This window comes from Litoribacillus peritrichatus (assembly GCF_039537985.1).
GTDB classification, from domain to species: domain Bacteria; phylum Pseudomonadota; class Gammaproteobacteria; order Pseudomonadales; family Litoribrevibacteraceae; genus Litoribacillus; species Litoribacillus peritrichatus.
Genome location: NZ_BAABBN010000007.1, coordinates 988,329 through 1,014,392 on the forward strand (window position 1 = coordinate 988,329; position 26,064 = coordinate 1,014,392).

23 protein-coding genes are annotated in these 26,064 nt (G+C 46.2%); 9 read left to right on the forward strand and 14 right to left on the reverse strand.

Annotation, left to right across the window (positions count from 1 at the left end):
* Positions 1-69 precede the first annotated feature (69 nt).
* The 3 genes from arsJ to ABD744_RS14160 are packed head-to-tail and all read right to left on the reverse strand — an operon-like array spanning position 70 to position 2,712.
* The gene (gene arsJ / locus ABD744_RS14150) at positions 70-1,293 is read right to left on the reverse strand and encodes an organoarsenical effux MFS transporter ArsJ (protein ID WP_344799172.1); all 1,224 of its coding nucleotides are present in this window, start codon (positions 1,291-1,293) and stop codon (positions 70-72) included.
* The gene (locus tag ABD744_RS14155; RefSeq protein WP_344799173.1) at positions 1,293-2,306 is read right to left on the reverse strand and encodes an ArsJ-associated glyceraldehyde-3-phosphate dehydrogenase; all 1,014 of its coding nucleotides are present in this window, start codon (positions 2,304-2,306) and stop codon (positions 1,293-1,295) included. The genes arsJ and ABD744_RS14155 overlap by 1 nt, the downstream gene beginning before the upstream one ends.
* 55 nt (positions 2,307-2,361) lie before the next feature.
* Entirely contained in the window at positions 2,362-2,712 is a 351-nt protein-coding gene (locus ABD744_RS14160; protein WP_344799174.1) for a metalloregulator ArsR/SmtB family transcription factor, read from the reverse strand.
* Positions 2,713-2,977: 265 nt separating this feature from the next.
* On the opposite strand from ABD744_RS14160, the gene ABD744_RS14165 reads away from it, so the two are divergent.
* The gene (locus ABD744_RS14165; protein ID WP_344799175.1) at positions 2,978-7,333 is read left to right on the forward strand and encodes a response regulator; all 4,356 of its coding nucleotides are present in this window, start codon (positions 2,978-2,980) and stop codon (positions 7,331-7,333) included.
* A gap of 43 nt (positions 7,334-7,376) precedes the next feature.
* Here the strand turns inward: ABD744_RS14165 and ABD744_RS14170 are convergent, their stop codons facing one another.
* Entirely contained in the window at positions 7,377-8,135 is a 759-nt protein-coding gene (locus ABD744_RS14170; RefSeq protein WP_344799176.1) for a TIGR01458 family HAD-type hydrolase, read from the reverse strand.
* 182 nt (positions 8,136-8,317) lie between these two features.
* On the opposite strand from ABD744_RS14170, the gene ABD744_RS14175 reads away from it, so the two are divergent.
* Positions 8,318-9,616 carry a diguanylate cyclase domain-containing protein gene (locus ABD744_RS14175; protein ID WP_344799177.1) on the forward strand — a complete coding sequence of 433 codons (1,299 nt, stop codon included), beginning with the start codon at positions 8,318-8,320 and terminating at the stop codon, positions 9,614-9,616.
* A 63-nt stretch (positions 9,617-9,679) separates the two neighbouring features.
* Here ABD744_RS14175 and ABD744_RS14180 read toward each other — a convergent pair whose 3' ends face one another.
* The 5 genes from ABD744_RS14180 to ABD744_RS14200 all read right to left on the reverse strand — a co-directional run bounded on the left by ABD744_RS14180 (position 9,680) and on the right by ABD744_RS14200 (position 15,026).
* The gene (locus tag ABD744_RS14180) at positions 9,680-11,860 is read right to left on the reverse strand and encodes an FAD-dependent oxidoreductase (protein WP_344799178.1); all 2,181 of its coding nucleotides are present in this window, start codon (positions 11,858-11,860) and stop codon (positions 9,680-9,682) included.
* A 150-nt stretch (positions 11,861-12,010) separates the two neighbouring features.
* The gene (locus ABD744_RS14185; RefSeq protein WP_344799179.1) at positions 12,011-12,883 is read right to left on the reverse strand and encodes a DUF547 domain-containing protein; all 873 of its coding nucleotides are present in this window, start codon (positions 12,881-12,883) and stop codon (positions 12,011-12,013) included.
* Positions 12,880-13,671, reverse strand: a complete 792-nt coding sequence (locus ABD744_RS14190) for a glycosyltransferase family 2 protein (RefSeq protein WP_344799180.1) — start codon at positions 13,669-13,671, stop codon at positions 12,880-12,882. Before ABD744_RS14190 ends, ABD744_RS14185 begins: the two co-directional genes overlap by 4 nt.
* 108 nt (positions 13,672-13,779) lie before the next feature.
* Complete coding sequence (locus ABD744_RS14195; RefSeq protein WP_344799181.1) at positions 13,780-14,616, reverse strand: hypothetical protein; 837 nt, start codon at positions 14,614-14,616, stop codon at positions 13,780-13,782.
* Positions 14,617-14,693: 77 nt separating this feature from the next.
* Positions 14,694-15,026, reverse strand: a complete 333-nt coding sequence (locus ABD744_RS14200) for a hypothetical protein (RefSeq protein WP_344799182.1) — start codon at positions 15,024-15,026, stop codon at positions 14,694-14,696.
* 283 nt (positions 15,027-15,309) lie between these two features.
* Between ABD744_RS14200 and ABD744_RS14205 the strand changes: the two genes are divergently transcribed.
* Positions 15,310-16,734 (forward strand): hypothetical protein, encoded by a 1,425-nt coding sequence (locus tag ABD744_RS14205; RefSeq protein ID WP_344799183.1) that lies wholly within the window; start codon positions 15,310-15,312, stop codon positions 16,732-16,734.
* Positions 16,735-16,741: 7 nt separating this feature from the next.
* Here ABD744_RS14205 and amrA read toward each other — a convergent pair whose 3' ends face one another.
* Both amrA and amrB read right to left on the reverse strand, forming a co-directional pair.
* Positions 16,742-17,338: an AmmeMemoRadiSam system protein A gene (gene amrA, locus ABD744_RS14210; protein WP_344799184.1), complete on the reverse strand. Its 597-nt coding sequence runs from the start codon at positions 17,336-17,338 to the stop codon at positions 16,742-16,744.
* Complete coding sequence (amrB, locus tag ABD744_RS14215) at positions 17,325-18,104, reverse strand: AmmeMemoRadiSam system protein B (protein ID WP_344799185.1); 780 nt, start codon at positions 18,102-18,104, stop codon at positions 17,325-17,327. The genes amrA and amrB overlap by 14 nt, the downstream gene beginning before the upstream one ends.
* Positions 18,105-18,345: 241 nt before the next feature.
* Here amrB and amrS point away from each other — a divergent pair, with 241 nt between their 5' ends.
* Together amrS and ABD744_RS14225 are read left to right on the forward strand one after the other, a co-directional pair.
* Complete coding sequence (gene amrS, locus ABD744_RS14220) at positions 18,346-19,449, forward strand: AmmeMemoRadiSam system radical SAM enzyme (RefSeq protein ID WP_344799186.1); 1,104 nt, start codon at positions 18,346-18,348, stop codon at positions 19,447-19,449.
* Between the two features lie 108 nt (positions 19,450-19,557).
* A complete protein-coding gene (locus ABD744_RS14225) occupies positions 19,558-20,592 on the forward strand; it encodes a DUF2860 family protein (protein WP_344799187.1) in 1,035 nt (344 codons plus the stop codon).
* An 89-nt stretch (positions 20,593-20,681) separates the two neighbouring features.
* On the opposite strand, the gene ABD744_RS14230 is transcribed toward ABD744_RS14225, so the two are convergent.
* Positions 20,682-21,317 (reverse strand): hypothetical protein, encoded by a 636-nt coding sequence (locus tag ABD744_RS14230; RefSeq protein WP_344799188.1) that lies wholly within the window; start codon positions 21,315-21,317, stop codon positions 20,682-20,684.
* Positions 21,318-21,490: 173 nt separating this feature from the next.
* Between ABD744_RS14230 and ABD744_RS14235 the strand changes: the two genes are divergently transcribed.
* From ABD744_RS14235 to ABD744_RS14245, 3 genes are all read left to right on the forward strand, one after another.
* Positions 21,491-21,907 (forward strand): VOC family protein, encoded by a 417-nt coding sequence (locus ABD744_RS14235; protein ID WP_344799189.1) that lies wholly within the window; start codon positions 21,491-21,493, stop codon positions 21,905-21,907.
* A gap of 164 nt (positions 21,908-22,071) precedes the next feature.
* Complete coding sequence (locus tag ABD744_RS14240; RefSeq protein WP_344799190.1) at positions 22,072-22,401, forward strand: hypothetical protein; 330 nt, start codon at positions 22,072-22,074, stop codon at positions 22,399-22,401.
* Positions 22,402-22,470: 69 nt separating this feature from the next.
* Complete coding sequence (locus tag ABD744_RS14245) at positions 22,471-23,163, forward strand: helix-turn-helix transcriptional regulator (protein WP_344799191.1); 693 nt, start codon at positions 22,471-22,473, stop codon at positions 23,161-23,163.
* A 73-nt stretch (positions 23,164-23,236) separates the two neighbouring features.
* Here the strand turns inward: ABD744_RS14245 and ABD744_RS14250 are convergent, their stop codons facing one another.
* Both ABD744_RS14250 and ABD744_RS14255 read right to left on the reverse strand, forming a co-directional pair.
* Complete coding sequence (locus tag ABD744_RS14250; RefSeq protein WP_344799192.1) at positions 23,237-24,286, reverse strand: SDR family oxidoreductase; 1,050 nt, start codon at positions 24,284-24,286, stop codon at positions 23,237-23,239.
* A 33-nt stretch (positions 24,287-24,319) separates the two neighbouring features.
* A complete protein-coding gene (locus ABD744_RS14255; protein WP_344799622.1) occupies positions 24,320-24,973 on the reverse strand; it encodes a TetR/AcrR family transcriptional regulator in 654 nt (217 codons plus the stop codon).
* A gap of 349 nt (positions 24,974-25,322) precedes the next feature.
* Between ABD744_RS14255 and ABD744_RS14260 the strand changes: the two genes are divergently transcribed.
* Positions 25,323-26,030: a substrate-binding periplasmic protein gene (locus ABD744_RS14260; RefSeq protein ID WP_344799193.1), complete on the forward strand. Its 708-nt coding sequence runs from the start codon at positions 25,323-25,325 to the stop codon at positions 26,028-26,030.
* Positions 26,031-26,064: the final 34 nt, after the last annotated feature.

Below are 26,064 nucleotides of genomic sequence, written 5' to 3' on the forward strand. Positions count from 1 at the left end.
GAGCTAAGGCCTGGTCTGAGGTAGCTTGGCAGACGGCTAGTCGGAATTTTGAACGACTTCCCCCCAAAACTAAGCAGGTGGTGACTTGTGTTTGGGCAGAGCAAGGGAAAGCAGTGCAGCAAATCCAATGAACAGGGTGGAGATCCACAAACACTCAATCAACCCGTATTCCTGATACACCCAGCCAGACAATAAGGTTCCTATTAAGCGTCCCATGGCGTTGGCCATGTAATAAAAACCCACATCTAATGATACGCCATCCTCTTTGGCGTAGCTGACAATCAGAAAGCTGTGCAACGACGAGTTGATCGCAAATACGGCGCCAAACATCATCAGTCCTCCGAGCAGGGGAATTTCCGGGGGAAGTTCATAAAACAGCGCCAAAGCAATGATAAAAGGCGTGAACATTAAGCATAAAGCCCAATGAAATGCAGATCTACCATCGGGTGGCAGTCCTGTCTGAACGCCTGTGATTTTAGGGGCAACAGACTGGACAATGCCATAGCCAATGACCCACAGTGCTAAAAAGCCACCCACGTGCCAATGATCCCAGCCAAAGGTGGAAGCCAGAAACACGGGCAAAGCCACCACAAACCATACGTCTCTGGCACCAAATAAGAACAAGCGGGCGGCGGATAAGTAGTTTATGGCGCGGCTTTTTGAAAATATGTCTTTGAATTTGGGTTTGTTTTTGGCTTTGCCTAAGTCTTTTTTTAATACCAACAGGCTGAACACCCAGACAAGAGCCAGCGCCAAAGCCATAGCGCCAACTGCGCCACTGAACCCAAGCAGCGCAAGTAGTGCTCCTCCTAAAAAGAAGCCTGCTCCTTTGAGTGCGTTTTTGGAGCCGGTCAGAATCGCCACCCATTTGTATAAGGTTCCCTCGGCACTGCTGGGAACCAGCAGTTTGATCGAGCTTTTGGCGCTCATTTTATTGAGATCCTTGGCGATGCCAGAGATTGCCTGAGCGGCCATGACCCAGGGCACGGTTAAAATGCTGGCCGGTACCATCAGCATGAACAGCGCAATGACCTGTAAGGCCAAACCAATGTTCATTGTTTTGTTGAGACCTAAATGTGCGCCTAACCAGCCTCCGAGCAGATTGGTAACGACCCCGAAGATCTCGTAGAACAAAAATAACATAGCAATTTCCAGCGGGCTGTAACCCAACGCATGGAAGTGTAAAACCACCAACATTCTCAGCGCACCGTCGGTTAAGGTGAACGCCCAGTAATTGCCGGTTACAACCAAATATTGCCTTATTTCAGGGGATAAACCAGACAGAAAAGCCATTATGCGCTCTTATCTTCCAAGCCGACCATGCGCACCAATTCAACGGTGCGATTTGCGTAGCCCCACTCATTGTCATACCAGGCGTAGAGTTTTATCTGAGTACCATTTACGACCATGGTTGAAAGTGCATCAATGATGCTGGAGCGAGGGTCTGTTTTATAATCGATGGAAACCAGAGGGCGTTCTTCATAACCGAGAATGCCCTTTAATTCGCTCTCTGATGCTGCTTTGAATAAGTCGTTTACTTGTTTTTCGGTGGTGCTTTGTTCTACTTCAAACACACAGTCGGTCAGTGACGCATTTGCCAACGGGACACGAACAGCATGACCGTTTAATTTGCCTTTCAATTCGGGAAAAATATGGGTAATTGCTGTAGCAGAACCGGTGGTTGTTGGGATCAGGCTCATTCCGCAGGCACGCGCACGACGTAGGTCTTTATGAGGGGTGTCCAAAATGGATTGGGTATTGGTTATGTCATGAATGGTGGTCATTGAACCATGTTTGATGCCCAGGTTCTCATGAATTACCTTAACCACAGGTGCAAGGCAATTGGTGGTACAAGAGGCGGCAGTGACAATGGCGTGTTTTGATTTGTCATAGAGATGGTCATTAACCCCCATTACGACGTTAAGAACACCTTCCTCTTTTACCGGCGCGGTCACAACGACTCGTTTCACGCCTTGATTAAGATAAGCCTGCAATAAAGCTTTTGATTTCATTTTCCCGGACGCTTCGATGACAACATCGCAATCCGACCAGTCAGTGGCTTCGATGGTTTTATTTTGGGAGCACGTGATTTGTTGGCCATCAATGATGATATTGTTATTTTGGTGAGTTACTTGGTGGTGCCAACGACCATGAACTGAGTCAAATTCTATTAAGTGGGCCAGACTGGCAGCGTCACCAGCAGGGTCATTAATTTTGATGAATTCAAGCTCAGGCCAATCCCAGGCGGCCCTTAATGAAAGACGTCCCATTCTGCCAAAACCGTTGATGCCTACTTTGATTGTCATGTTTGTTTCCTCAGCGCGAAGAGTTTTCTACTGGTTTATGTGTTTAATTTTGGAGTTAAGAAGTGCAGCAACTTTGAATGCGCTCGGGACGGTCGCCCATTGTGTTCAGGTTTTCAAATGCTTCACTGAGATAATGGCGGTTATTTTCAAGGGTGGTTTGAATGATGATGTTTGCCCAGCTTTCAAGGTCAGGGCTCAGGCTGTAATAAATCCATTGACCTTGTCTTCGGTCGCTTAACAGACCAAATTTACGCAGTTGAGCCAGGTGCCGGGATATCTTAGGCTGACTTTCTTTGAGAGCCTCTGTTAATTCACATACGCAGAGCTCTCCTTCTTCTGTAATAAGCAAAAGGCTTTTAAGGCGAGTGTCGTCGGCCAAACACTTGTATAACTCAACTGGATTCATATGGTTATCCGTATATATGTAATTTCGTATATATGTAATTTCGTATATATGTAATTTCGTATATATGATAATTCATATGTATTGAGGGTCAACCTTTTTTTGAAACTAAATCTGAAAGGCCTGGGCGGCGAAACTGCTGTCATTCAAGTTCTGTATCCTGCCAAAGAAACTCGTAATCCCTTACAAATGGTCTAGGTTTAAAATGTTAATCAACAAACTTTTGAGACTTTTTATTAGCAGTTTATAGCGAAGGGAATAACGCTTGATGGGAAGAGAAATAAACTCAAGATTTTGGATTGCACTTTTTGTCTTAATTGCCTGTTCAATTCCTTTTATTTTTAATGCCTACGGGATTGATTTTTCGTCGAAAAGCCAGTCTGTTGAAGACTTATACGGACACAGCCAAAACCCCTCTGTGGATGATGTTTTTCCTGTACTGCAAGGCGCAATACACCATGCTTTGTTAGAGTGGAGTGGGGTATGCATCGCGTTCCTTGCATCATTTTCATGTTTTGTGCATTACGGAGTTCGTCGAGACATCACGGTGGTGATTATCGGTATGGCGTTTTTTTGCGCCGGACTGGTGGATACTTTTCATACTCTGGCGGCTCTTCGCTTTATTGAAGCTGCAACACCCAATACCGACTTCATTCCTTTTACCTGGGCTTTATCCCGGATATTTCATGCGTTCATTCTTATTTGTGGCGTATGTATCTGCCTCTGGCTAACCCGTCAGGCTGAAGGGGGAGGTTCTAAAAATCAGCTGCAAGTGCAACGCTGGAATAACAAGCGCAGTATCCTGGTCATTGGTGGTGTGTTTATTGGTTTGACGTTCTTGGCTGCGTATATCACTGCAGTCAGTGATGCACTTCCGCAAACCATGTATCCGGATGATGTTATCTCCCGGCCTTTTGATTTACTGCCACTGGCCTTGTTCACCTTTAGCGGCATTTTATTTTGGATTTGGTATCAGCAAACCCCGTCTTTGATTAAGTTCGCTTTAGTATTAAGCACCATACCGGAAGTGTTTACGCAACTGTGTATGACGTTTGGCTCAACGGAACTGTTTGATAATTATTTTAATATTGCTCACGCTTTAAAAGTGGTTGCTTACAGCATTGTTTTTATTGGGGTGTTGTTGGAACTGGTTGGTCAGAAAGGCGTTTTAGCGTCCAATGCTCATGGATTGTTAAACCCGCATTCGGATAAGTCTTCTATTGGGCCTCAAGAAGATATGCTGGATATCGGACGTGCAAGCCGGCCTTTAGGTCTGCAAATACCGGTAGCGGCATTTTTGTTGGCTGTTTCAGTGGCGATTGTGGTCAGTTTCAGTTTTTATTTTGAAAGTGAGCGTTTGGTAAAAAAACAGGAACAGCATAATTTGGAGGTTGAGAGCAATGTTGTGGGGCCTTTTGTTTTTCAGCTCTACAAACGTGCTTCGAGTGATGTTTTATTTTTAAGCAGAACCCCCCCTTCTCTTGGCATATCAGAATCAACTCGGCTCAATGATGACATCAATAAACAGTTATGGGTGCAACGGCTGACGAAAATTTTTACTGAAATGTTAACGACCAATCCGGCCTATGATCAAATTCGCTATGTGGCAGCGAATAATGGGGGGGAAGAGTTAGTCAATGTCATTCGTGGGGAGGGGATAAAGAGCGTTGATGTCCCTCGTTTGATAAATGCCCATGAAACACCTTATTTGGATCGTATCTCCGCATTGAAACCGGGCGAAGTGTATTTTACGAAGTTAGATATTGGTCATAGCATTGAGGAGGTCACAAATTCGCACAGTTTGAAAGTCACTGTGGCAACCTCCGTCTATGATGCTGAAACGCATCAGTTGTTTGGTCATGTAATTCTTGATTTCGATCTCGGCGAATTCCTCTATGAGTTATCGGATGCCAGCCTTTCAGGGGTGTCTTTTTATTTGGCAAATACAGATGGAAAATTGTTGTTTCATTCAAAGAAACAGCCCGGTGTAGCTGTCCCTGAGCATGATTATTTACAGGAGGTGTACCCGGAACTAACTGCAACATTTGACCAAGACGATATTAAAGCTACTGCGTTTGATTCTCTTAAAAACCAATCCGTAGAAGGCTTTTCTTCATACCTGAAGACGATTGATTTATCTCGGTACGGCAGTGATCACTCGGTGGTGATGTTATTGCAACATGATAATTACACCTCGCAACGAGAGATGGCGTCTTTCCGTAACCGGAGTGTGTTGCTCGGTGTTTCTATGGCACTGGGTGCCTTGGCTTTGGCCGTTTTAGGCTCTCGCCGTGTTGTGCAACCGATCGTGGCGATGTCGCAAGCGGTGGAGGTTTATGAGCAAACGGGACGACTTGAAAATCTGCCTATCAAATCGGATGATGAAATGGGCGTATTAGCCCGAAGTTTCAATAATCTGATTATTCGAATTGATCAGGCACTTCAAGCTCAAAACCTGGCAACAGAGCAGGCCGAGGAATCTTCGGCCAGGTTACAAGGGATATTAGATTCAGCAGCGGACGCGATTTTAACGATTGATGCTCAAGGGCGGATTTTATCGTTTAATACCGCCGCCAAAGATATGTTCGGTTATCGTGAAACGGAAGTGCTGGGCCGTTCAGTGAATATCTTAATGCCTTCAAAGTACGCAGAGAAGCACGATGAATATATGAGTGCTTACGACCAATCAGGCATCAGTAAAATAATGGGGGTTGGCCGAGAGCTGGAAGCCATGAAAAAAAGTGGTGAGGTGTTTGATATTCACCTGGCCATTACAGAAGTAGTCACTTCAGAAGGCACCATTTACACTGGTTTGATTCGAGACATTACGGCAAGTAAAGCCGCTGCAAAGGCGTTGGTGCAAGCCAAAGAGTCAGCGGAAAGTGCTGCCCGGTATAAGTCTGAGTTTTTGGCCAGTATGAGTCATGAAATACGGACGCCAATGAACGGGGTTCTTGGCATGTTAGGCTTGCTCCAAAAAGGCGAATTGACGGATGAACAGCGCCATCAGGTTCAATTGGCCTTATCCAGCGGTGAATCCTTATTAACGTTAATCAATGATATTTTAGACTTTTCCAAGGTGGAAGCCGGCAAGCTTGAACTAGAAATTATCGATTTTGATTTAAGAACCTTGTTCGGTGAGTTCTCTGAAACGATAGCCCACAAGGTTCAGGAGAAAGGCCTGGAGTTAATCCTGGATCTGACCCAGGTAAAGCACTCCATGGTAAAAGGTGATCCAGGCAGGATTCGACAGGTATTAACGAACCTGGTGGGCAATGCCATTAAGTTTACTGAGCAAGGTGAAATTATTATTCGCGCCGAACTTTTGGAGGAAAGGGACGGTTCTTTTTGTTTGTATTGTTCGGTTGAAGACACCGGTATCGGCATACCTAAGAACAAAATTGAGGGGCTTTTTGAATCTTTCACCCAGGTGGATGCTTCTACCACCCGAAAATACGGTGGAACCGGGCTGGGGCTGGCCATCAGTAGCCAGTTGTGTCGTTTGATGGGTGGCAATATCGAAGCCTTCAGTGATCAGGGCAAAGGCAGTTGTTTTCAGTTTTATCTCTCTCTCCAAGCCAGCCAGTTATCGCAGCAAGTCATACCTGATGTGAGTCTTGGTGAGGTGCCTATGTTGATCGTTGATGATAACCAGACCAATCGATATGTCCTGCGTAACCAGCTTGAGTTGTGGGGAGCTGACGTTACAGAAGTGGAAAATGCAGAGCAGGCGATGGATATTCTTCTGCAGGAAATAGACGGCACTGGCACAACGCGTTTTAAAGTGGCTTTTTTGGATATGTATATGCCAAACATGGATGGTGCTGAACTGGGAACTTGGATCAGGCAACAACCGGGCCTCAGCGACCTCAAGCTGGTGGTGATGACATCCGTCAGCCAAAGAGGCGATGCCAAAGCATTTGCAGAGATAGGTTTTTCAGCTTACTTCCCCAAACCTGCCACCACTTCGGCATTGTTTGATGCCTTGGCGGTGGTTCTTGGTGGTGGCGATGCACTGGAGCATGCCTCTCCATTGGTGACTCAACACTACCTGAAAGAGCTGGATCGACATCAGAAGGGGCCGAATGAGCTAGAGAAAGAGGTCTCTTCAGAGAAAGATAAGGCGATATCTGCTTCCTCGTCCACAGAGCAAACCGCAAATTCAGAAGTCACGGCAGAGAATACAGAGACAGCACCTAACTGGCCGGATAATGCAAAAATATTATTGGTCGAGGATAATTACATCAACCAGGCAGTGGCCTCCGGTTTACTTGAAAGTATGGGGCTGGTTTGTGATGTTGCTGCCAATGGAGTAGAAGCCATAGAAGCATTAAACACATCCATCGGAACGGAATCTTACGCATTGATTTTAATGGACTGCCAAATGCCTGAAATGGATGGTTATGAAGCCACAAAAAATATACGCAACGGCATGGCTCCGGAACCCTACCGGGATATTACCATTGTCGCCATGACGGCAAACGCGATGAAAGGCGACAAAGAGAAGTGCATCAATGCCGGAATGAACGACTATTTAAGCAAACCGGTGGATGCAGATGCGCTACAAAAGATGCTGGCTAAGTGGTTGGTCGACAGTGATCTGAGTAACAGTCCTTCCGTGTAATTTTCTGTTTTGTTGAGTTCCTGTTTACTGCGCCAGCAGCGGTTTATAACATAGGCAGTCTCTCGTTGACGGCATGAACCACGTCCTTAGCTACTTTGGTGGGCGGTGTAATTTTAGCTTCATCACCTTCACGGTATTTTCCGGTTTTCACAAGGCAGGTTTCCAAACCGCAATCTCGTGCGCCTTTGATGTCACTGAACACATCGTCTCCGATCATCAGAATTTCCGAGGGCTTGAATTCCGTGGTACTCATCACCTGCTGAAATAAAATGGGCGACGGTTTTCCTGTGATCATGGCTTCAGCACCAGAGGCAAATTCCAGTGCCTTGACGAATGGTCCGGCATCAAGGTGAAGGCCGTCGTCGGCTTTGAAATATTTATTCACGCCAATGGCAATTAAGGGCGCACCCGTCAGCAAAATTTGAAAAGCGCGGTCCAGATTCTGGTAATTAAGATCCAGTTCGGCGTCCCCAATGATCACTGCATTAAATGGCTCTTTTTGAAGGTTTTTGAATGCGCTTTGGATATTTTTATGAACCAGACAATAGGGCCGCAGGCTGAGTTTTTCACACCAGCTGACGGCGGATTCACAGGCGGTAAACAGTTGCTCGGGCGGAATATCAAAACCCATGTTATGTAAGTCGGTTAATACGTTCTGATGTGTTTTACGGGAAGTATTTGTGATGAATCGCAGCGTTAGTCCGCCTTTTTCAAGACGGTTAATTGTTTCAATGGCGCCAGGGATAGGTTGGGACCCTTCGTATAGCACACCGCTAAGATCAAAAAAAATCGCCTTGATCATGCTGTTACCTCACAAATGAAAATGTGTTTGAGAGAGGTTCGAGACTAAGTATAGCTTTAAATACAAGGTTAGGTTTTTAAGATCAGCTGCATAGCAGGCTGGTGAATCATAAGCTATAAATTAAGGGTCAGTTACTCGTTCACAGTAATAATGGCTTGGTCGAAACGTCAGTGGGAGGGCATATGTTGGACATGAAAGGAACTCCGCAGTTTTCTTCCTGTTTGTTAGAACAGCAAACCGCATTTTTTAAACAAGAGACGTATTATATTTTAATTTGGGACAACAAAATCGTCGATATCTCAGATAAATTTGTGCAGTTGCTGGGCTTTTCTAACAAACAAGAGGTGCCTGATTATTTCCCGGAGTTAATCCCGCCGGATTACCCCAGAGAGTTCCTTGTGTATTTCAAATTGTTTGCAGGGCATGAGTTTCGTAAGAACTATGATATGAAATTAAAAGGGCGCGATAATAAAGTGATTACGTTGCGTTTTTCTGCCCGTCAGTTGGGAGAGGGCGACGGCGGCAGCGTTGCTATGTTGATCGGCGAAGACGTGACTTATCAACAGAAGAAACTGGACGACTTGAGTCAGGATTCCAGTTTGTTTACCTATAATCCGTATTCGATTGCGATCACCGATGCGTTTGCAAAAATTACCAAAGTGAACCCTAAATTTATTAAGAAAACGCACTTCACGGAAGAGGAGGTTTTGGGCGCTAATATTTTCGATTTTAAGCACTTTCCTGGGGTTTCGAATCGAGTTGTGATGGGCCGCATCATTGCTCAAAAAGATTATCGGGCGGAGTTTTTAAGCCAAACCAAAGAAGGTTTCGAATACGAAGAAGATCTGCATGTGATTCCTGTATATCACTATGGTGAGCTGGTCAATTTACTGTTCATCGGCGAAGACATTTCGCAGAAAAAACACATCATTCATGCATTGGAACAAAAAGCCTATTACGACGAGCTTACGGGGTTGTACCGGAAGGAAGTTGGTATGTCTTTACTCTATGAGGTGTGTGAAAGTGATCAGAACTTTGGTGTCTTTTTTCTTGATTATCATAGCTTTAAAATGATTAACGATAATTTTGGTCATGATGTCGGTGATGAAATTTTGTGTATCGGAAGTACCCGGCTGAAACATGGTTTAAGGAAGCAGGACATTGTTATTCGTTGGGGCGGGGATGAGTTTGTAATTATTGCCCCGAACCTGAATGACCGGTCGGATATGGAAGTGGTGGCCAATAAAGTTCATAACGAGTTTCTTAAGTCTATGGAAGTTCAGGGGCGTCATTTTCATGTCAGTGTGGATATTGGCGGTTGTTATTGTCCCACCAGTGATATCCCGCCATCAGCCAGGGAGCTCATTAAAATGGCAGACAGCAATATGTATATTTCAAAACAAACCAAGCAGTCATTTTGTGTGTCTGAGTATGGCATGTCTCAGTCGCGTGCTTTGCTGAAACTGCGGCTAAGTGGTTAGCTTGGCCGGATACAGATAAGAAAAAGGCAGATGACGATGGCTTTCGTCATCTGCCGTGCGCGATTACTTAACTTCCACGCCTGTCTGATTTGACTTTTTTGAATCCCCTCCGCGCTGCCAGCGATGGAATTTAGGGAGTAACTCCAAGACCTTTTGAGGTGCATTGGCTTTCTTCCAGTTCCCGGCAACGAATTTGTTGGTTTCGGTCAAAGTTGGATAAATGTGAATGGTACCCAGAATCTTGTTTAATCCCAGATTGTGTTTCATGGCAGTGACGTATTCCACAATGATATCGCCAGCGTGGTGGCCGACAATTGTTGCGCCCAGTATTTTATCTTTGCCTGGAACGGTTAATATTTTAATGAAACCGTGGGCTTCATCATCCGCAATGGCACGATCCAAGTCGTCGATGCCGTAAGTGGTGACGTCGTACGGAATATTCTGCTCAATGGCTTCTTGTTCATTTAAGCCGACACGAGCCACTTCCGGGTCGGTGAATGTGGCCCAAGGGATGACCCGGTAGTCTACTTTGAACTTTTTAATCATACCGAACAAACCATTTACGGCGGTATACCATGCCTGGTGAGAAGCGGTATGAGTAAACTGGTAGGGGCCAGCCACGTCACCACAGGCGTATACGTTCGGAAACTTAGTTTGTAAGTACTCATTGACCTCAATGGTGCCGTTCGGATTTAAGCCAATGCCTAAATTGTCCAACCCGAAACCTTCGGTATTGGGTTTGCGTCCTACCGCCAGCAACAAAGTATCGAATTCAATGCGTTGTTGTTTGCCATCCGCGTCGTCACAAAGGAGAAGGTTTTGATCGCCTTCTTTGATGAACTCTTTGGTGGTGTAGCCCAAGCGAAGATCAATGCCTTCTTTGCTGAATTTCTTCTGCACTTCTTCGGAAACATCTTTGTCTTCACGGGGCATCAGGCGAGGGGATTTATCCAGCTGGATGACATTCACGCCCAAGCGGTTGAAGCTTTGTGCCATTTCACAACCGATCGGCCCGCCACCAATAATTAACATCTTATTTGGCTTTTCTCGAATTTCCCAAACGGTATCGGAGGTCAAATAACCGGTGCTTTCAATGCCTTTGATGGGGGGAACAAAGGGGCGGGCGCCGGTAGAAATTACGATATTACGTGTGGTGATGACCTCGCCATTAACTTTGACTCGATAGGGGTCAAGAATCTCGGCACTGCCCTGAACACAGTCAACGCCCAGGTCGGTAAAACGTTCAACAGAATCGTGAGGCTCAATGGTTTTAATGACCCGCTGGATTCGTTCCATCACGGCCGGAAAATCAACTTCAATGTTCTGGGTTGAAAGCCCGTATTCTTCCGCCCGGTTGTAGTAGCTGACCATTTTGGCCGAACGAATCAATGCTTTACTGGGAACACAGCCGGTGTTCAGGCAGTCGCCACCCATTTTATGGCGCTCGATCAGAGAGACTTTGGCTTTGGTCGCTGCAGCAATCAACGCCGTTACCAGCCCTGCAGACCCGGCGCCGATGACCACCATGTTGGTATCGAATTGTTTTGGCTTGTCGTAGTCGGCCAGAACTTTTTTTGCCTGGATCGCGGCCATGATTTTTTTGGCGATGATCGGAAAAATGCCCAACAACACAAAGGAGAAAATTAAGCCCGGGGAAGCAATGCCAGAAAGTGATTCCAATTGGCCTAGTTGTGTACCTGCGTTCACGTAAACGATGGTGCCCGGTAACATGCCTAACTGGCTGACAAAGAAAAATTGTCTGGTTTTGATTGGGGTCAGACCCATGACCAAATTAATAACGAAGAAGGGAAATAAAGGTACAAGACGCAAGCCGAAAAGATAAAATGCGCCTTCTTTTTCAATGCCCTGGTTGATGGATTTCAGGGAATCACCAAATTTCTTTTGAACACTGTCTTTGAGTAATGTTCGGGAAACAAGGAAAGCCAGGGTGGCACCAACGGTACTTGCGATCGAAACCCAGACAGTGCCCTCAACCAATCCAAAAATCGCACCGCCCACCAGAGTAAGGATTGCGGCACCAGGCAAAGAAAGCGCAGTACAAAGAATATAGATAACAACAAATATGGCTGCCGTTTGGAATGGGTTCTCAGCATAGAAACTCATGATAGATTCACGTTGCTGAGTAAAATAATCAAGACTCAGGTATTGACCCAAATCGAATATGAAAAAGCTACCTATCAAACCTATAAGAAGGATAAGTAGCAGAGATTTCTTACTATCCATAGTAACCCCCTGAAAAGTTCTGCTAATGCGTGTGCGTTTGGTATCAAACCCGGCAGCCAATCACTTAGCCTCTATCTGTGACCATAGGGCGTAACTAATTGGTGCTGCTTGGAGTCATACTACCCTGATTAAGTTCATTCAACTGATTAATTATTTTGGTTTATTGAGGCTCCAGTCGTAATTATGGTCGATATCACCTCGTTTTGACTCAAATTGGTGCAACTTAATGAGCAGGTCTGGTTTGGCAAATGCCTTAAAATGCTCAAGAAGTGAACTTTGGTTGTCTCCAAAGTCTTCGATGTACCAATCGTAAATGCTTGAAATGATAAGGTCGTTGCCATCGACTTGAATGCCTCTCGGATGATTGATGTAAGCTGCGGCTCCTTCATTTAATAGCTGTTCGGTATTTTGGCTGGTAAAGGCCTGAGCCGATAAATTCGGGCAGCTGAAACTGGCGCAATTGACTGCGTAGTGAATGCGTAAATCTTTCCAGATGGGGCGAAGAATTTTATGCTCAATGTGATTCAGGCTGAGAGTTTTGCCTTGGATTTTGGCGGCATCGTCGTCCCATGGTCCGAATGAAAATAAGCTGTCGCCCAGCTTGGTGATGCTTTTGACCGGGTAGTTATCCAGAATCAATTGGACGGTTAATGCATTATATAGGTTGATCCAGTAAGCCATCTGTTCGCGTTTATTGTAGCGACGTGGATCGAGTGTTTGCATGCTCTGAAGGTATTGGCCCAGAAGTTTTCGATCAGAGGATTTAACGGCTTGATAATTAAAAAGATTCACGTTTGAAGGGTCGTCAGTGATGAGGTAACGGTCGAGCACGGTTTGCCATTGGCTGTGATCAATGGTCGCAGAGTTTGTTTCATCGCTTTGAGACCAGAAGTCCGTCACCGAAGCAACGGCCGGGATGCTGAACATGATTGAGATGAATGCGAATAGGCCGGTCAGCCCCCAATTTAGACGTACTTTACGAAATGCGCTATCCCTTCCCTTTGATCTGCTGATTGAATTCATACGTTGCCTCCTTTAGTTAAACTGCCCTCGGAAGGAAGGTTGAGTGCGTTCCTAACCTCATCCGAGTGACCATTTTTTTGTTCCTGCCACCAAAGCTTGGCGATCATGCCAAGAATGCCCATGCCTGCTTTGATGCTGCCTTTAATTGTGCCGCTTATTTTTGAGACACCAATTCTGCGCCGGGTATCCACCGGAATTTCAGTTATCTGTAAATTATGCTGAATGGCCTTGATTTGCATTTCTATTGTCCAGCCAAACGTTTGATCCTGCATATTCAGTTTGTCCAAAGAAGACGCGTTGATGGCACGGTATGGCCCAAGATCGGTGACTTCGTGATGCCAAAGACCATAAATAAACGCGCTTGCTAACTGATTACCGAGTCGTTGGGGCAAGGTAAGTGCGCCTTTTTCCATTCGTCCGAGGGTACGCGAGCCAATGGCTAAATCATAGCCTCTGGCAATGGCTGAAATTAAAGGCATTGCCTGATGCGCCAAAAATGCGTGGTCTGCATCAATGAATAAAATGATGTCCGGCTCAGTCAAAGCATTTATTGCTTTTAAACAAGCTCTGCCGTAGCCCGGGGTTGGCTCATATACGACGCTTGCGCCAGCGTGTTTGGCAACACGGGCAGTAGAGTCGGTTGAGCCGTTATCACAAACCACAACTTCATCAATGATGGTCTGGTTGGAACCGCCCTTTAGATTGAGTAATCCCTGAATGACCTGATGGATCGACAACTCTTCATTGAGTGCCGGAATCACGACGCAAACACGTTGCTGTTTGTACACAATGAACTCCTTACCGTGGATGACGGTTGGGTAATAAAAAAAGAGGCCGGCCTAAGGCACAACTGGGCCGACCTGAAGGGCGCTTACAGGGACGCAAGTGAGTGTGGTTTAAAAGGAGTAACCCAAAGTAAGCGCGTAAACCTCGGAATTGGCGGTGTTTTTGCCGTCGATGACCTGAGCGGCATTCACACCCGCACTGATGTTTTCGGTAAACCCGTATGAAATACCAAGGTCAATGGTTTCGGTATCTTCTTCCAGTTTGTGAAAGTTCGTGCCGCCATTGGATTCAAAGCCATTGCCGCCGATATTAATACCATCGCGGGCGTTGGTGTTGCTGTAGTTCAGGGAGACAGTGAACGCAGGTAAGGGCGATAGGTAGGTGCCCAATTTGTAATAGATATCGTCCGGTACGTCGGAGTTACGAGCGCGATAACCCAGCTCACCGGAGACGGCTAGCCACTGGTTGATGATCTTGCCTGAAATGACAGAAAGCTCGAATGCATCGGCGCCGTCGCCAATGGCATTGATATTACCTGTGTCGTAGTTGCCTTGCAGAACCACGCCCGCACGAATGACGGTGCTGGGTAAGTTATGTTCAGATATGAATTCGTCAATGACGCGCCAGCTGACACCGAGGTTGGTATCGGTTCGACCGCTTTCATGGCTTTCCGGGGCTGGGTCAAACGTGCTGCGGGCATAACCGGTTCTGAAATCCAAAGCGAAGTCATCGTTTAGCCCGTGAGTGACTGACAGGAAGGTGGTGTCTTGCTCCAGGTCGCCCGGTAAATCATTTTTGTCATCTTTAACGTACAGTTCATCGGCCGTTTGGTGTATCTGTGATAGTGAAATGGCGGTTGATCCCGGTTCCGGCAACCACGGTGAACCTTCGGCAAAGCTCAATTGAGACAGTGCTAATGTAATCCCTGATGCGATCAGACGTTTCATAAAAACTCCTTTATTCGATAATTCAATAGTTAACCCGGTATTCGGGTGCTCTGATGCGGTAAAACGGCTTCAGTGGCTTAGCCTGCTTTATAGCGGCGCTCAATATAGAAAATGACGGACTGGCGTTGTTTGCCGGTGACTTCCTTAGCGAATTCGTTATCTGTTTTTAGCTTGTTAATCAGGGACTTGGCTTCATCGGCGTTCATTTGAACGTTTTCAACCGGGCAATCATCACACGCCAGCTTTTTATAAAAGACGGATTTACCAAGGTTGTAAGTGTTTTGAAATCCGACTCCGCCACCACCAAAAGAACCGGACGCCGTTGCTGAGGTTGAGATCACCGACGCGGATAAAACGAGCGCGCTGGCCAGAGAAAATCCGAAACCTTTGTTGAGAGCTATTTTGAACATGTTTTCACCTTACTAAATGTTAAATGATGACTGAGTGGCACAGAGCAGCGGATTGGTTCGTTGCCTTCTCATGAATAAACTGCCAGCTCAGTATTACCAAAACTGTTAGGTGAGGTATCACGACTCTATGTTTAATTAATCACATAACTATCACGATTTCTGAATTTATAACGTTTTGATAACAAAGCATAAAATCGCGAATTCAGAATGGAACTTGTTGGTTTGGTTAAGGCTCAGAACTGGTTTGTTAAAGCCTTTTGTGGGCACCACGGGAAGAGTCTCTATGCGTTTAACCGCTTACTTACTGAGCAATGCCTTACCGAAATTCAGGAATTGGTTTTTGCACTTGGCAGGGTTGGTAATATTGCTGTCTTTCATTGCTTTGACATGGTTTTCCCGGTCTGAATATTCGGATCATTTACCGGGGTTTTATGGGGTAATACTGTTGAGTTATGGCCTGGTGTTTGGCGTCGGCTATTACCTATGGAAAACAAAGCAATGCCCGGATGCCCGGACGATACTTTTTTGGGCCACCATCTATCATGTTGTTGGCGTGTTGGGTTTTCCTTTGTTTGAAGACGATTATTTCCGTTATCTATGGGACGCTTATCATACGGTGCATTTCGAGACGCCTTATGGTGTTGCTCCAAGTTTTTACTTTAATCTGAGTGACTCGTCCGTTTCACTTACGCCAAAATTTGAGGCCATCTTAGGCCAGATTAACTACCCGGATATTCCGACGGTTTATGGCCCTGTGCTGCAATACAGTTTCTTATTAGGTTATTTTCTTGCGCCAGGTGAGGTGTGGCCGCTGCAATTGATTTACAGTGCGGTGGATCTTGTGCTGGTGGTCGTATTACTCAAGATGGCCAACACCACCCGTGCCCGCATCGGTGTTCTGTTGTATGCCTGGTCGCCTTTGGTGTTGAAAGAGGTGGTTTTGACTGCTCACCCGGATGGTTTGGCCGTATGTTTATTGATGTTGGCGGTGTTTTGTTATCAACGCGAAGCCTATAAATGGACCGCCATGTGGTTGGCCATGAGTGTGGCAGCGAAAGTCTTTGCTGTTTTATTTATTCCTTTTTTACTCATACCAAAATCGTGTTTTCAGCGTCGTTTCTTTCAACTCGATAACGTAAAACCTGTACTGGTTAATGCCTTGGTCTTTGGTGTGGTGTTGATCTGTTTGTACGTGCCGTTATTAATGACAGGAAAGTCCGATGCGGTAGGCTTGTCTGCGATGGCTCAGAATTGGGAGTTTAATTCTGCACTGTTTGGCCTGCTGAGGTTGGCTTTCTCTCCCGGCGAATCAAAGTTGATTCTGTTCTTTGGTTTACTTTGTTTTTTTGCTTGGTATTTCAGACGTTATGCTTTGGAAGGGAGCGAAACCTGTGTGCGTGGAGACTGGATCATGGGGCTTTTTTTGGTTTGCGCACCGGTGATTAATGCCTGGTATGTGTTATGGCTGCTGCCTTTTGCTGCGTTGCATTTTAACGTCACGGCTTGGGCCGCTTCGTTGTTGATCCTGATGAGTTATCTTGTGGGGCTGAACCTGGATGGTTTATTTTTTGATACATTTGCTTCCGGCGCCGAGCACCTTGGCCCTTACGACCAACCCGGTTGGGTGCGTCCCGTGGAATTTGGCCTTGTGTTAATGGTGGCTTTGCTCCTTTTTTTGCGAAAAAAGACAGCGAAAATGAGTGGGTAAGCGTAATTCAGTGTGTGGGTTCAGAAAAGCAGATGGTTTGGTAGCGGAAAGCATTGATGGTGTCGGACCAATAGTCGGCTGAGAGGCCGGCTTTCAATTTCAGTTGTTCCAGGAAATTGGTTTTGTCTGGTAGGTTTTCCCAAACGGCCGGTAAGAAGGTGGCATGTGATAACCCGGCTTCCAAGGTGAGCCCATCCTGAAGAGGGGTGAGCTGATCCAATAACTCCGCTTCGGACTTAAAAAAGATCGGCTCCTGAGGTGTCAGTACTGAGATTTGTATTTGCAGTTTGGGGACTTCTTCTTGGGACACAGGGTCAAAGCGGGGGTCTTTAAAAGCAGCCGCGAAAGCATGCGCCATCACATCTTTGACTAAAGGCTGGTAAGGCGTTAAGGCTCCGATACAACCTCGCAACTGTCCGTTTTTGTGTAAGGTTACAAAAGAACAACCGTCTGCCAACAGAGATTGATCCGTTTTTTCGAAGTTAATGCCCGGTAAATGGCCGGTACTCGCGCCATGCTCAATGGCGGTTCTGGCTTGTGCCAGTAAATATGATTTTTGGCCTTCGTTAAGTTGAGTCACCGGCGTTTCATTAGTGTATTGCATAGGCTCCGTACCCGACGACATGATCTTTAGGGCCTGCGGTATCACCTGAGTTCCGTAAGTCTAAGGTGGTTAACTTGAGATGGTGGTGTTGAGTGGCGAGTAGTAAACCGTTGAGCGGATTACAGCCACAGGCCTGTTGCCCGTCAATGTGACAGGTTAAATGTTCGATGGCTTCGGTGGTGGTGTAATCCTGTTTTTGAGCGTCCTGATATTTTAAGTAGTGGCTAAGGTCGGTGCTGACAACGATGAGTGTTTCTTCTCCACCCCACAGTGTTTCGATTACGTTTGCGACCACTTCCGGTTCTGTTTCTCCAACCACCAGAGGGACTAATTCAAAGTCTTTTAAGGTTTGCTGTAAAAAGGGCAGATGCACTTCCAGGCTATGTTCCCAAGCGTGGGCCTGGCCGCTGGTGGTTATGCAGTCAAGCATTTGAATCTGATCCAGCGCTTTCTGATCGACGGTAATGTCGCCTAACGGCGTTCTGAATACATCCGTGTCCGGCATGGCGATGCCTCTGAGTGGTACCCGATGGGCAGGTCCTAATAATACCACCCGGTGAATTTTATCCGCCATGTCGGCTAAGGTGTTGTAGGCGGTGGCAGCAATAGGACCTGAATATATGTAGCCTGCGTGCGGTGCAATCAGGGCTTTGGGGTGACAAGAATTCTTGGGGGCTTTGGTCAGCAGTTGATTTAGGGTTTGTCTGAGTTCTTCGGCCGATTCGGGATAAAAACTACCCGCTACTGCTGGGTATCTGATGTTCATAATGTTACCTGCAGAACATGCTTCTCAATGGAATATTTCATTGGTGTATGGTTAATTCAATGACGGTTAACCAAAGTGTAGTCCCTATTGCGCGGTTTGTGGGTCGATACATCAGGTATCTTATCGGGATGACTGCAGTTAAAAAGCAGGACGGATGGTGTGAAAGGTAGGCTCAAGGCTGGCGGTTATCGCTTGGTGATGTAGAGTTAAAGTGAATACATAGCGATTCTCAGAGCTGACCATGACTTGTTCTGATCTGGATACCCCACCAAGAACTTTCCCCACAAAGTATTGGCATTCGTTGGAGGACGGCCGCATTCAATGTGATGTTTGTCCTCGGGCCTGTAAGTTACGTGACGGCCAACGAGGGTTGTGTTATGTCCGTGGCTTCGAAGAAAGCCAGATTGTTTTATACAGTTACGGTCGTTCCAGTGGTTTTTGCATTGATCCGATTGAGAAGAAACCTCTGAACCATTTTCTGCCCGGTACTCCGGTGTTATCGTTTGGCACCGCTGGTTGTAATCTGGCGTGTAAGTTTTGCCAGAACTGGGACATGAGTAAGTCCAGAGCGATGGATACCCTGGCCGATCAGGCCATGCCAGAGCAGCTCGCTGCCACGGCCGAGTCCCTGGGCTGTCGAAGTGTGGCCTTTACTTACAATGACCCGGTGATTTTTATGGAATACGCCATTGATGTGGCGGAGGCCTGTCATGCCTTGGGGCTACAAGCAGTTGCGGTCAGCGCGGGTTATATGTGTGAGCCACCGCGACAACCGTTTTATCAGGCCATGGATGCGGCCAATATTGATCTCAAAGCCTTCTCTCAGAAGTTCTATAAACACATTTGTGGCGGCCAGTTGGATGCGGTCTTGGATACCTTGAAATATCTACGCCATGAAACCCAGGTATGGTTTGAGGTGACGACGCTACTGATTCCTGATGAAAATGACAGTGATGCTGAATTGGATGCTATGACGCAATGGTTTTATGAGCATCTCGGGCCGGAAGTGCCTCTGCATTTTTCCGCGTTTCATCCCGATTGGAAAATGCGGGACAAAGACCATACTCCCGCTTCAACCTTGTCGCGCGCACGCAAAATAGCGATGTCAAATGGACTGGATTACGTGTATACCGGCAATGTCCATGATGCGACGGGGAGCAGTACCTATTGCCCTAAGTGTTGTCTGAGGGTGATGGAGCGGGATTGGTATCAGCTGGGGGACTGGAGAGTCGATGGACAAGGTTTCTGCCTTAATTGTGGTCATCCGATTCCAGGTGTATTTGATGGATTGCCTGGGCGTTGGGGAGCCAAGCGAGCGCCAGTTAAGCTAATGAATCATTTTTAGTCAATCAAACTTAATGTTCTATGTTTTTTTAAGGTAAATTTCGTCTATCATTCGATGTTATACATACAATTCATGATTTTTAGAGACCTAATTTAAAAAGGGATTTTTATGAACTTCAAACTGGTATTCCCCGCCTTTGGTTTGCTGTCTGTGTTTGCTACAGGCGCTGCGTTTTCGGCGCCGCTTCAACCCATTCCCAAAGAATCCGGTTTTGGTGGGTTCATTACGCTGGGGGCGTCGGCCACCCAGTTTTCCAGTAATACGGTCTCAGGCACCGACATGGGGGATGTGGCGCAGGAAAATATTGATTCACTGGATGAAGGGCCCGATTCGGAATCCGATGTCAGTGGTTTCTTTACCGGTGAGCTGACGTATACCTTTGCCGAATCCAGAACACAGTTGTTCTTTGGTAACTCGCTGGAGGATTTGGTCCGATACGACTTTACGTTTCAAGCGGGTGCCCGACAGGAATTGGCGGGTAATGGCATCGTTTATGGGGCCTTCCTGTTCTCCGCCATTCCAACATCTGTGTATGCTGACCCTTATCAAACCGGTGTGGATCGTGATGAAACGGATCGCAACTCCAATGGTGGCCGTATCGGTTGGCAAGGCATTGGTGGTTCCAACTTTGGTGTTGAACTGAGTCACCGAACCATTGAGCTTGATGATGAAGAGTCAGGCCAGGCGTTCGTTGATGGCGGCGGCCTAACAACGGATGAGCAAGACTTGCTGAACCGTGAAGGCAGTCAAACGAATGTTAAGCTGAGCTATATTCATACCCTAAGCCCTGGCAATCTGTTGGTGCCTGCAATTCAGTACGTAAATTTTGATCTAGATGGCGAAGCCATGGCGGGTGACCGAGTCGGCGGAGAACTGGCTTATATTCGAAATACTCAGCAATACAGTTTGATTGTGACCATGAGTTATTCACATCGAAATCACGATGAAGAAAATCCGATCTGGAGTGAAGAAGAAGAGGTGGATAACTTCGGTGGCAGTATTGTGGGTACCTATCACGCTCCGTTTGGCTGGAAAGGTTGGTCAGCGGTTGCCTCTGTGGCCGCAGGTGAGTCTGACTCAGACATCAACTTTTACGATGCCGACATCATTACAGGTTCCGTGGGTATGTTGTATCGCTTCTGAGGTATTAGTCAGAGCATACACGGCAATACCAAAAAAGGGGCTGTTAAATATTTAACAGCCCCTTTTTTATGAAGGTTTTTATGCGTGTTCTATTTTTTAGGCTGAAACGCGGTTTTAGTCCAGGTACCGTTGACTTTGCAGAACTCATAACGACCGCTTGAGGTGTTGCCTTTGGCATCGGCTACCGAGAATGCGGTGTCACGGCAGGTGTTGCCTTCCTGGGTGCTTTGATTCAACGGCACGATGGAGCCTGTGACTCCGATACGACGGATGCTCCAGGATACCGGGTGGCCATCTTCCCCTTCGTCTAATGCTGTGGTTAATTCGGCTTCCAACACTTCCCAATCCTGCTGTTTGAATTTGGCGAGTGGCGATTGAACAATACTCCATTTATCGCCGTCTTTGCAGACATCAAATTTAAAAAACATTTTCTTATCGTTGTTGCCCTTTAAAGAAAAACGCGTTTGACGGCATGGGATGCCGTCCTGTTTAAAGGTGATTTCCGGGCGAACAATGCCTTGCAGGTTGCTGGTGGAGGACTTCCAGTGGGCTTTTTCTGAATCTTTCAGAGAAACCAGTTCGCGGGTCACGAAGGATTTAAATGAAGCCGCCTCTTCAGGCGTAAATTCAGAGACGACGGTATCGCTTAAAAAGCCCAGATTGCCCGCGTGAACTGTGGTCGCAGCACTGAAAACTAGGGAAGAAAGCAAAAGTTTGATACGCATTATATTCTCCGTTAATCGAGCCTGGGTTGGCTCTGCTCCATAAAGCTGTATACGTTGCAGAAAACACTTTAATAAATATGAACAGCGATAATAAGCTGGTTGCAGGGTAGGAAACAAGAGGCGAGCTTTCATCTACACTTGAGTTACCCTCGGAAAATACAGGACACAGGCTGATGACGCCCAATATGACCCATTTGGCTTTGCATGTGGCGGATTGCGATATTTGCGCGCAATTTTATCTGGTTTATTGCGGAATGAAGGTCATTCACCGACGTCAAAAACGCGGTAAACAAGTGGTGTGGCTGGCGGAACCGAACCGGGAACAAGAGTTTGTCCTGGTGCTGCTGGATGGCGGGCCATACCATCAACAAGCGGATCTGGACTTTAGCCATCTTGGATTTGCGGTCGCGACTAAAGAGGAGGTTGATCGCATTGCTGAACTGGCCCGTAACAACGGTGATCTGGTATGGGAACCCAGACAGGAGCCATATCCGGTAGGCTATTATTGTGGTTTGAAAGACCCGAATGGCAACATGGTGGAGTTCAGTTATGGTCAGCCGTTAGGGCCTGGCTCCGAAGGTCAGTCTTAGGTTTGGTGATTAGAATACTGCTGCCAAATAATGACACCGGAATACATTGAAAACCCGTTTATCTCCTGACACTTGCTGACACGTCTTCCTTCTATTCTGTATTGGCTGCAGCGAACAAAGACCTATTTCAATTTTTCGACAATGGTAAAATCAGGAGAATCGCCATGACAACTCAAACACAAGAAGCCATCGAACTTTGTATTTTCAAACTAGCCCCAGGCGCAGATGCTGCGGAATTTGAAGCTTCAAACAAAGAGGTGAATGAGTGGGTTAACCAACAACCGGGATTCATGTTCCGTTGTTTATCACAGAAAGAAGACGGCACATGGATGGACATTGTGCATTGGGATTCTATGGCTTCAGCGCAACAAGCGGGTGATGCTTTTATCAAAGAGTTAGGAGGCTCTCAGTTTATGAAGTTAATTGACCAGGACTCGGTTTCCATGAATCATGGTTACGTTAAACATGCAGCGCCTGCTCAGGCCGCTGCGTAACCCTGTTATTTTAGTATCGTGCGGTACTGAAAACAGGTTGAAACCAGGATAAGGATATAGAAGGGCGGAATGAATAAAGCGGAACGTCTGTTTCACCTCATGGCATTACTCCGGTCGCGCAGAACTGCGATTACGGCTGAGATCATGGCCGAAAAGATGGACGTCTCCGTTCGTACGGTTTACCGCGACATTCAGGCGCTTACCTTATCCGGGATACCGATTGAAGGGGAGGCCGGTATTGGCTATTTGCTTCAATCGGGTTTTGAAATTCCGCCTTTGATGTTTTCCAACGATGAGTTGCAGTCGCTGTTGGTCGGTATTCGCATGGTTAAGGCGTTTACTGATCCCGAGTTAAGTAAAGCGGCTCAGTTGGCAGAAGATAAAATCATGTCCGTGCTGCCAGATCCTTTGAAGCGATACGCTGAAACCCAGCCGTATTGTATTCCGGTCGTGGACAGGGATAACGAGATCCGTGAGACCCATTTATTATTGCGCAAAGCCTGCGAGAGACAGCAAAAACTGGTCATCGAATACGCCGATGGTCAGCAACAAAAGAGCACTCGTATTATTTGGCCTTTGCGTTTGGTCGGTTGGGGCGATCGTTGGACGCTATTGGCCTGGTGTGAATTGCGTGATGATTACCGTAATTTCAGGTTTGATCGCATCAACCATTTAGTCGTTACTGATACCACATTTGAAACGACGGAAACCATCAACTGGGAACACTATATTACCCGACTGGAGGCTGAGCTATCGTCTTGATGCTTGCGCCTTCAAAGGAAAACGCTCGGGGTTCTTTGGAAGCGTTTTCCCTCTGGGTATAAACAGAAGTTTTTTAGCCTCGTGCTTTGAGGTGTTTCCATTGCAGCATGTCTGTTATGGCTTCCTTAATGCTTTGTCTGGCTTCGATAAAGTGAATCTGAAGATCATTCTTAATTTTAGAGTTGTCGTAACGCATGGTTCGGCCAATATGAGTTCGCATGTAAGTGCCGCTGCCCTTAGGTTGGGTATAGGACAAGACTTTCATTACCTTGTTTCCCCAATGGGAAGCCAGGTTTACCATGGGCAGCGGGTACTTGTTGTAACCGGATTCTTTCAGGAAGCTGATAACTTCTTTCATCGTCATTACTTCGTTGGCGCATAAATAACGGCCTTTGGCGTCAGGATTCTCCATGGCCAGAATATGCGCCTTGGCCACGTCCCGAACGTCTACAAAACCCCAGTTAATGTTCATGATGGTGGGGTATTTGCCAGACAATACATCTCGGAAGATTTTATTCGACGTATTCAGAGACGGGCCAAGGGATGGACCGATGACCATGTAAGGGTTGATCACCACCATATCGAAACTCAGGGATGTGTTCTGATCGAAAAACGACCAGGCGGCTTGTTCTGCTTTGGTTTTTGAGTAGTAATAAGGGTTACGTGACAGCGATGACTTGGTGTTCCAGTCTTCCTCTGTGAACACCTTGTTGCTGTCTGGCTCATCGGTAATCGCCGCAATGGATGAGGTAAGCACCACGCGTTTGACGGAGGTGGACTTAGCGCAGGAGTCCAGCACGTTGGTGGTGCCTTTTACGGCCGGATCAACCAACTCTTTTTGTGGGTCTTTTACGTCCACAATGTAAGGGCTGGCGGTATGTAAAACGTATTCGCAACCCTCCACTACGGCATCGAATGCACCGTTGGTTAATAAATCAGCCTGAACCAATTCCAGGCGGTCATCTGCGCCTTCAAGGGATGTCAGGTAAGGGTATTTATCTGCGGTGCCACGAACGGTTCCCCGAACCCGATAACCTTGTTCTAACAGTTGCTTAACGGCATGGGCCGCAATGAACCCGGAAGCGCCTGTAACACATATGGTTTTGTTATTATTACTTTCCATTGTTACCTGTCCTTTCGTAATGAATCTCTGTGGTTAGTTATTTTCTTCCATTCCTTTTAAAAGTAAGCGAATGGACTTTGAAAATTCGGTATAAAAATCAAGCACCATGAATTGCATTTCTGGTTGTGATTGCAGCAGTTTGGATACTGACGACGCAGAACAAGCATGGAAGCACCCGATTTGTAATTGATGAATGATCAACAGCAGTTCGGTGCCTTGGCCTTCTTTAAAATGCTTAAAATAGTGCTCGAGCAAGGCACCAGAAAATAACAGTTGTTTTTGAAGTAATTGTTTAAACGCTAACGCTGTGGTCAGGTCTATGTTCTTTTCCAGCACGGTATGAAGAATACTGTTTAACTTCAGAAAGCTTTCATGTTGTTGCATACATTGAATCACTTGTTCGATGAACAAGGTGGTTGACCCCTGTGATGCCTGGTTCGCCAGATATTGATCCAGCTTCAAAAAAATGGCTCGGAACTCGTCTACATACAACGCCAGAAAAACTTCTTCTTTGGTTTTGAAGTAAAGGTACAACGTACTTTTAGTGAGCCCAAGCGAGGCGGCAATGTCTTTCATTAAAACATCATGGTAATCCGGGGATTGATGAAACAGCCGTTTCGCGGCTTCCAGTATTTGCTGGCGACGTTGTTCTTTTTGGTCGGGGTTTATAGCGCGCTTCTTAATAATTCAGTTCCGTTGAATATATAAATGACTTTGGGTCATTTGTAAGTAAGCCCCGACTCTTTGTCAAAGTGTTTGTTCAGTTTCTGTCGGATTTTTGAACAACCAACACTTTGGCGTTTTTTTTATTGATGTATGTAGTGCCTTGGTATGGGATGGTTGATGTAACGTATTGAGTTTTTGTTACCTGCATAAAGGGAACTTTGGTCGGCTTAAGTCTGAATTTTGGCAGTAAACTTGTAAAATGATGAAGAGTGGCTATGACTTAATAATGATCATTTTTTGTGCTGGAGAATCGTCTTACGTAAAAAATGCCATAGTTATTTTTTTTATAACTGTGTGTTCGACTCTTTGTGTGGCAGAAAATGTGTCATCCCCCGATGAAGTTCACATCGTAACCGAAGACTTCCCCCCGTATAACTATGAAATTGATGGCTTTAAAACCGGTTTATCCACAGAAATTATTCAGGCGTTATTGAAAGAACTGAATGCTCAGGCCAAGATTAAAACCCTGCCTTGGCCCCGAGCTTATCGGTATGCCTTGAACAAAAAGAATCACTTAATTTATTCCATTGCCAGAATTCCCGAGCGGGAAAAGTTATTTCATTGGGTGGGGGAAATTGCGCCTTATAAAACGTCTTTTTACAAGTTGCGTACCCGAACAGACCTCCAAATAACCCGGCTGGAAGACGCTAAAAAATTCGTCGTCGGAACGTCTTTGGAAGATGTGATCACCACATTTTTGGAAAAAGAAGGCTTTACCCGCCTCGAAAAAGTGGCTTTTGATAAACAAAATATCCGGCTGCTGCTGTATGGACGAGTGGATTTGATTGCCTATGACGAAGTCTCTTTCGTGTATAAAGTTCGTCAGGAAGGATTGAGCTATTCCGATTTTGAACGAGCCTACCGGATTGATGCGTTGTCTGATGTGCTTTATGTTGCCTTCAGTCTGAACACGGATGAAGCCTTGGTGAATCAGTATCGGCAGGGCTTAGCGTCGATTCGGCAAAAAGGAGTGATTGAGCAAATACAAAAGAAATATTTAATGGGGAAGGGGAATTGATAATACCCTGACAGCGACATTGCTGTCAGGGTGG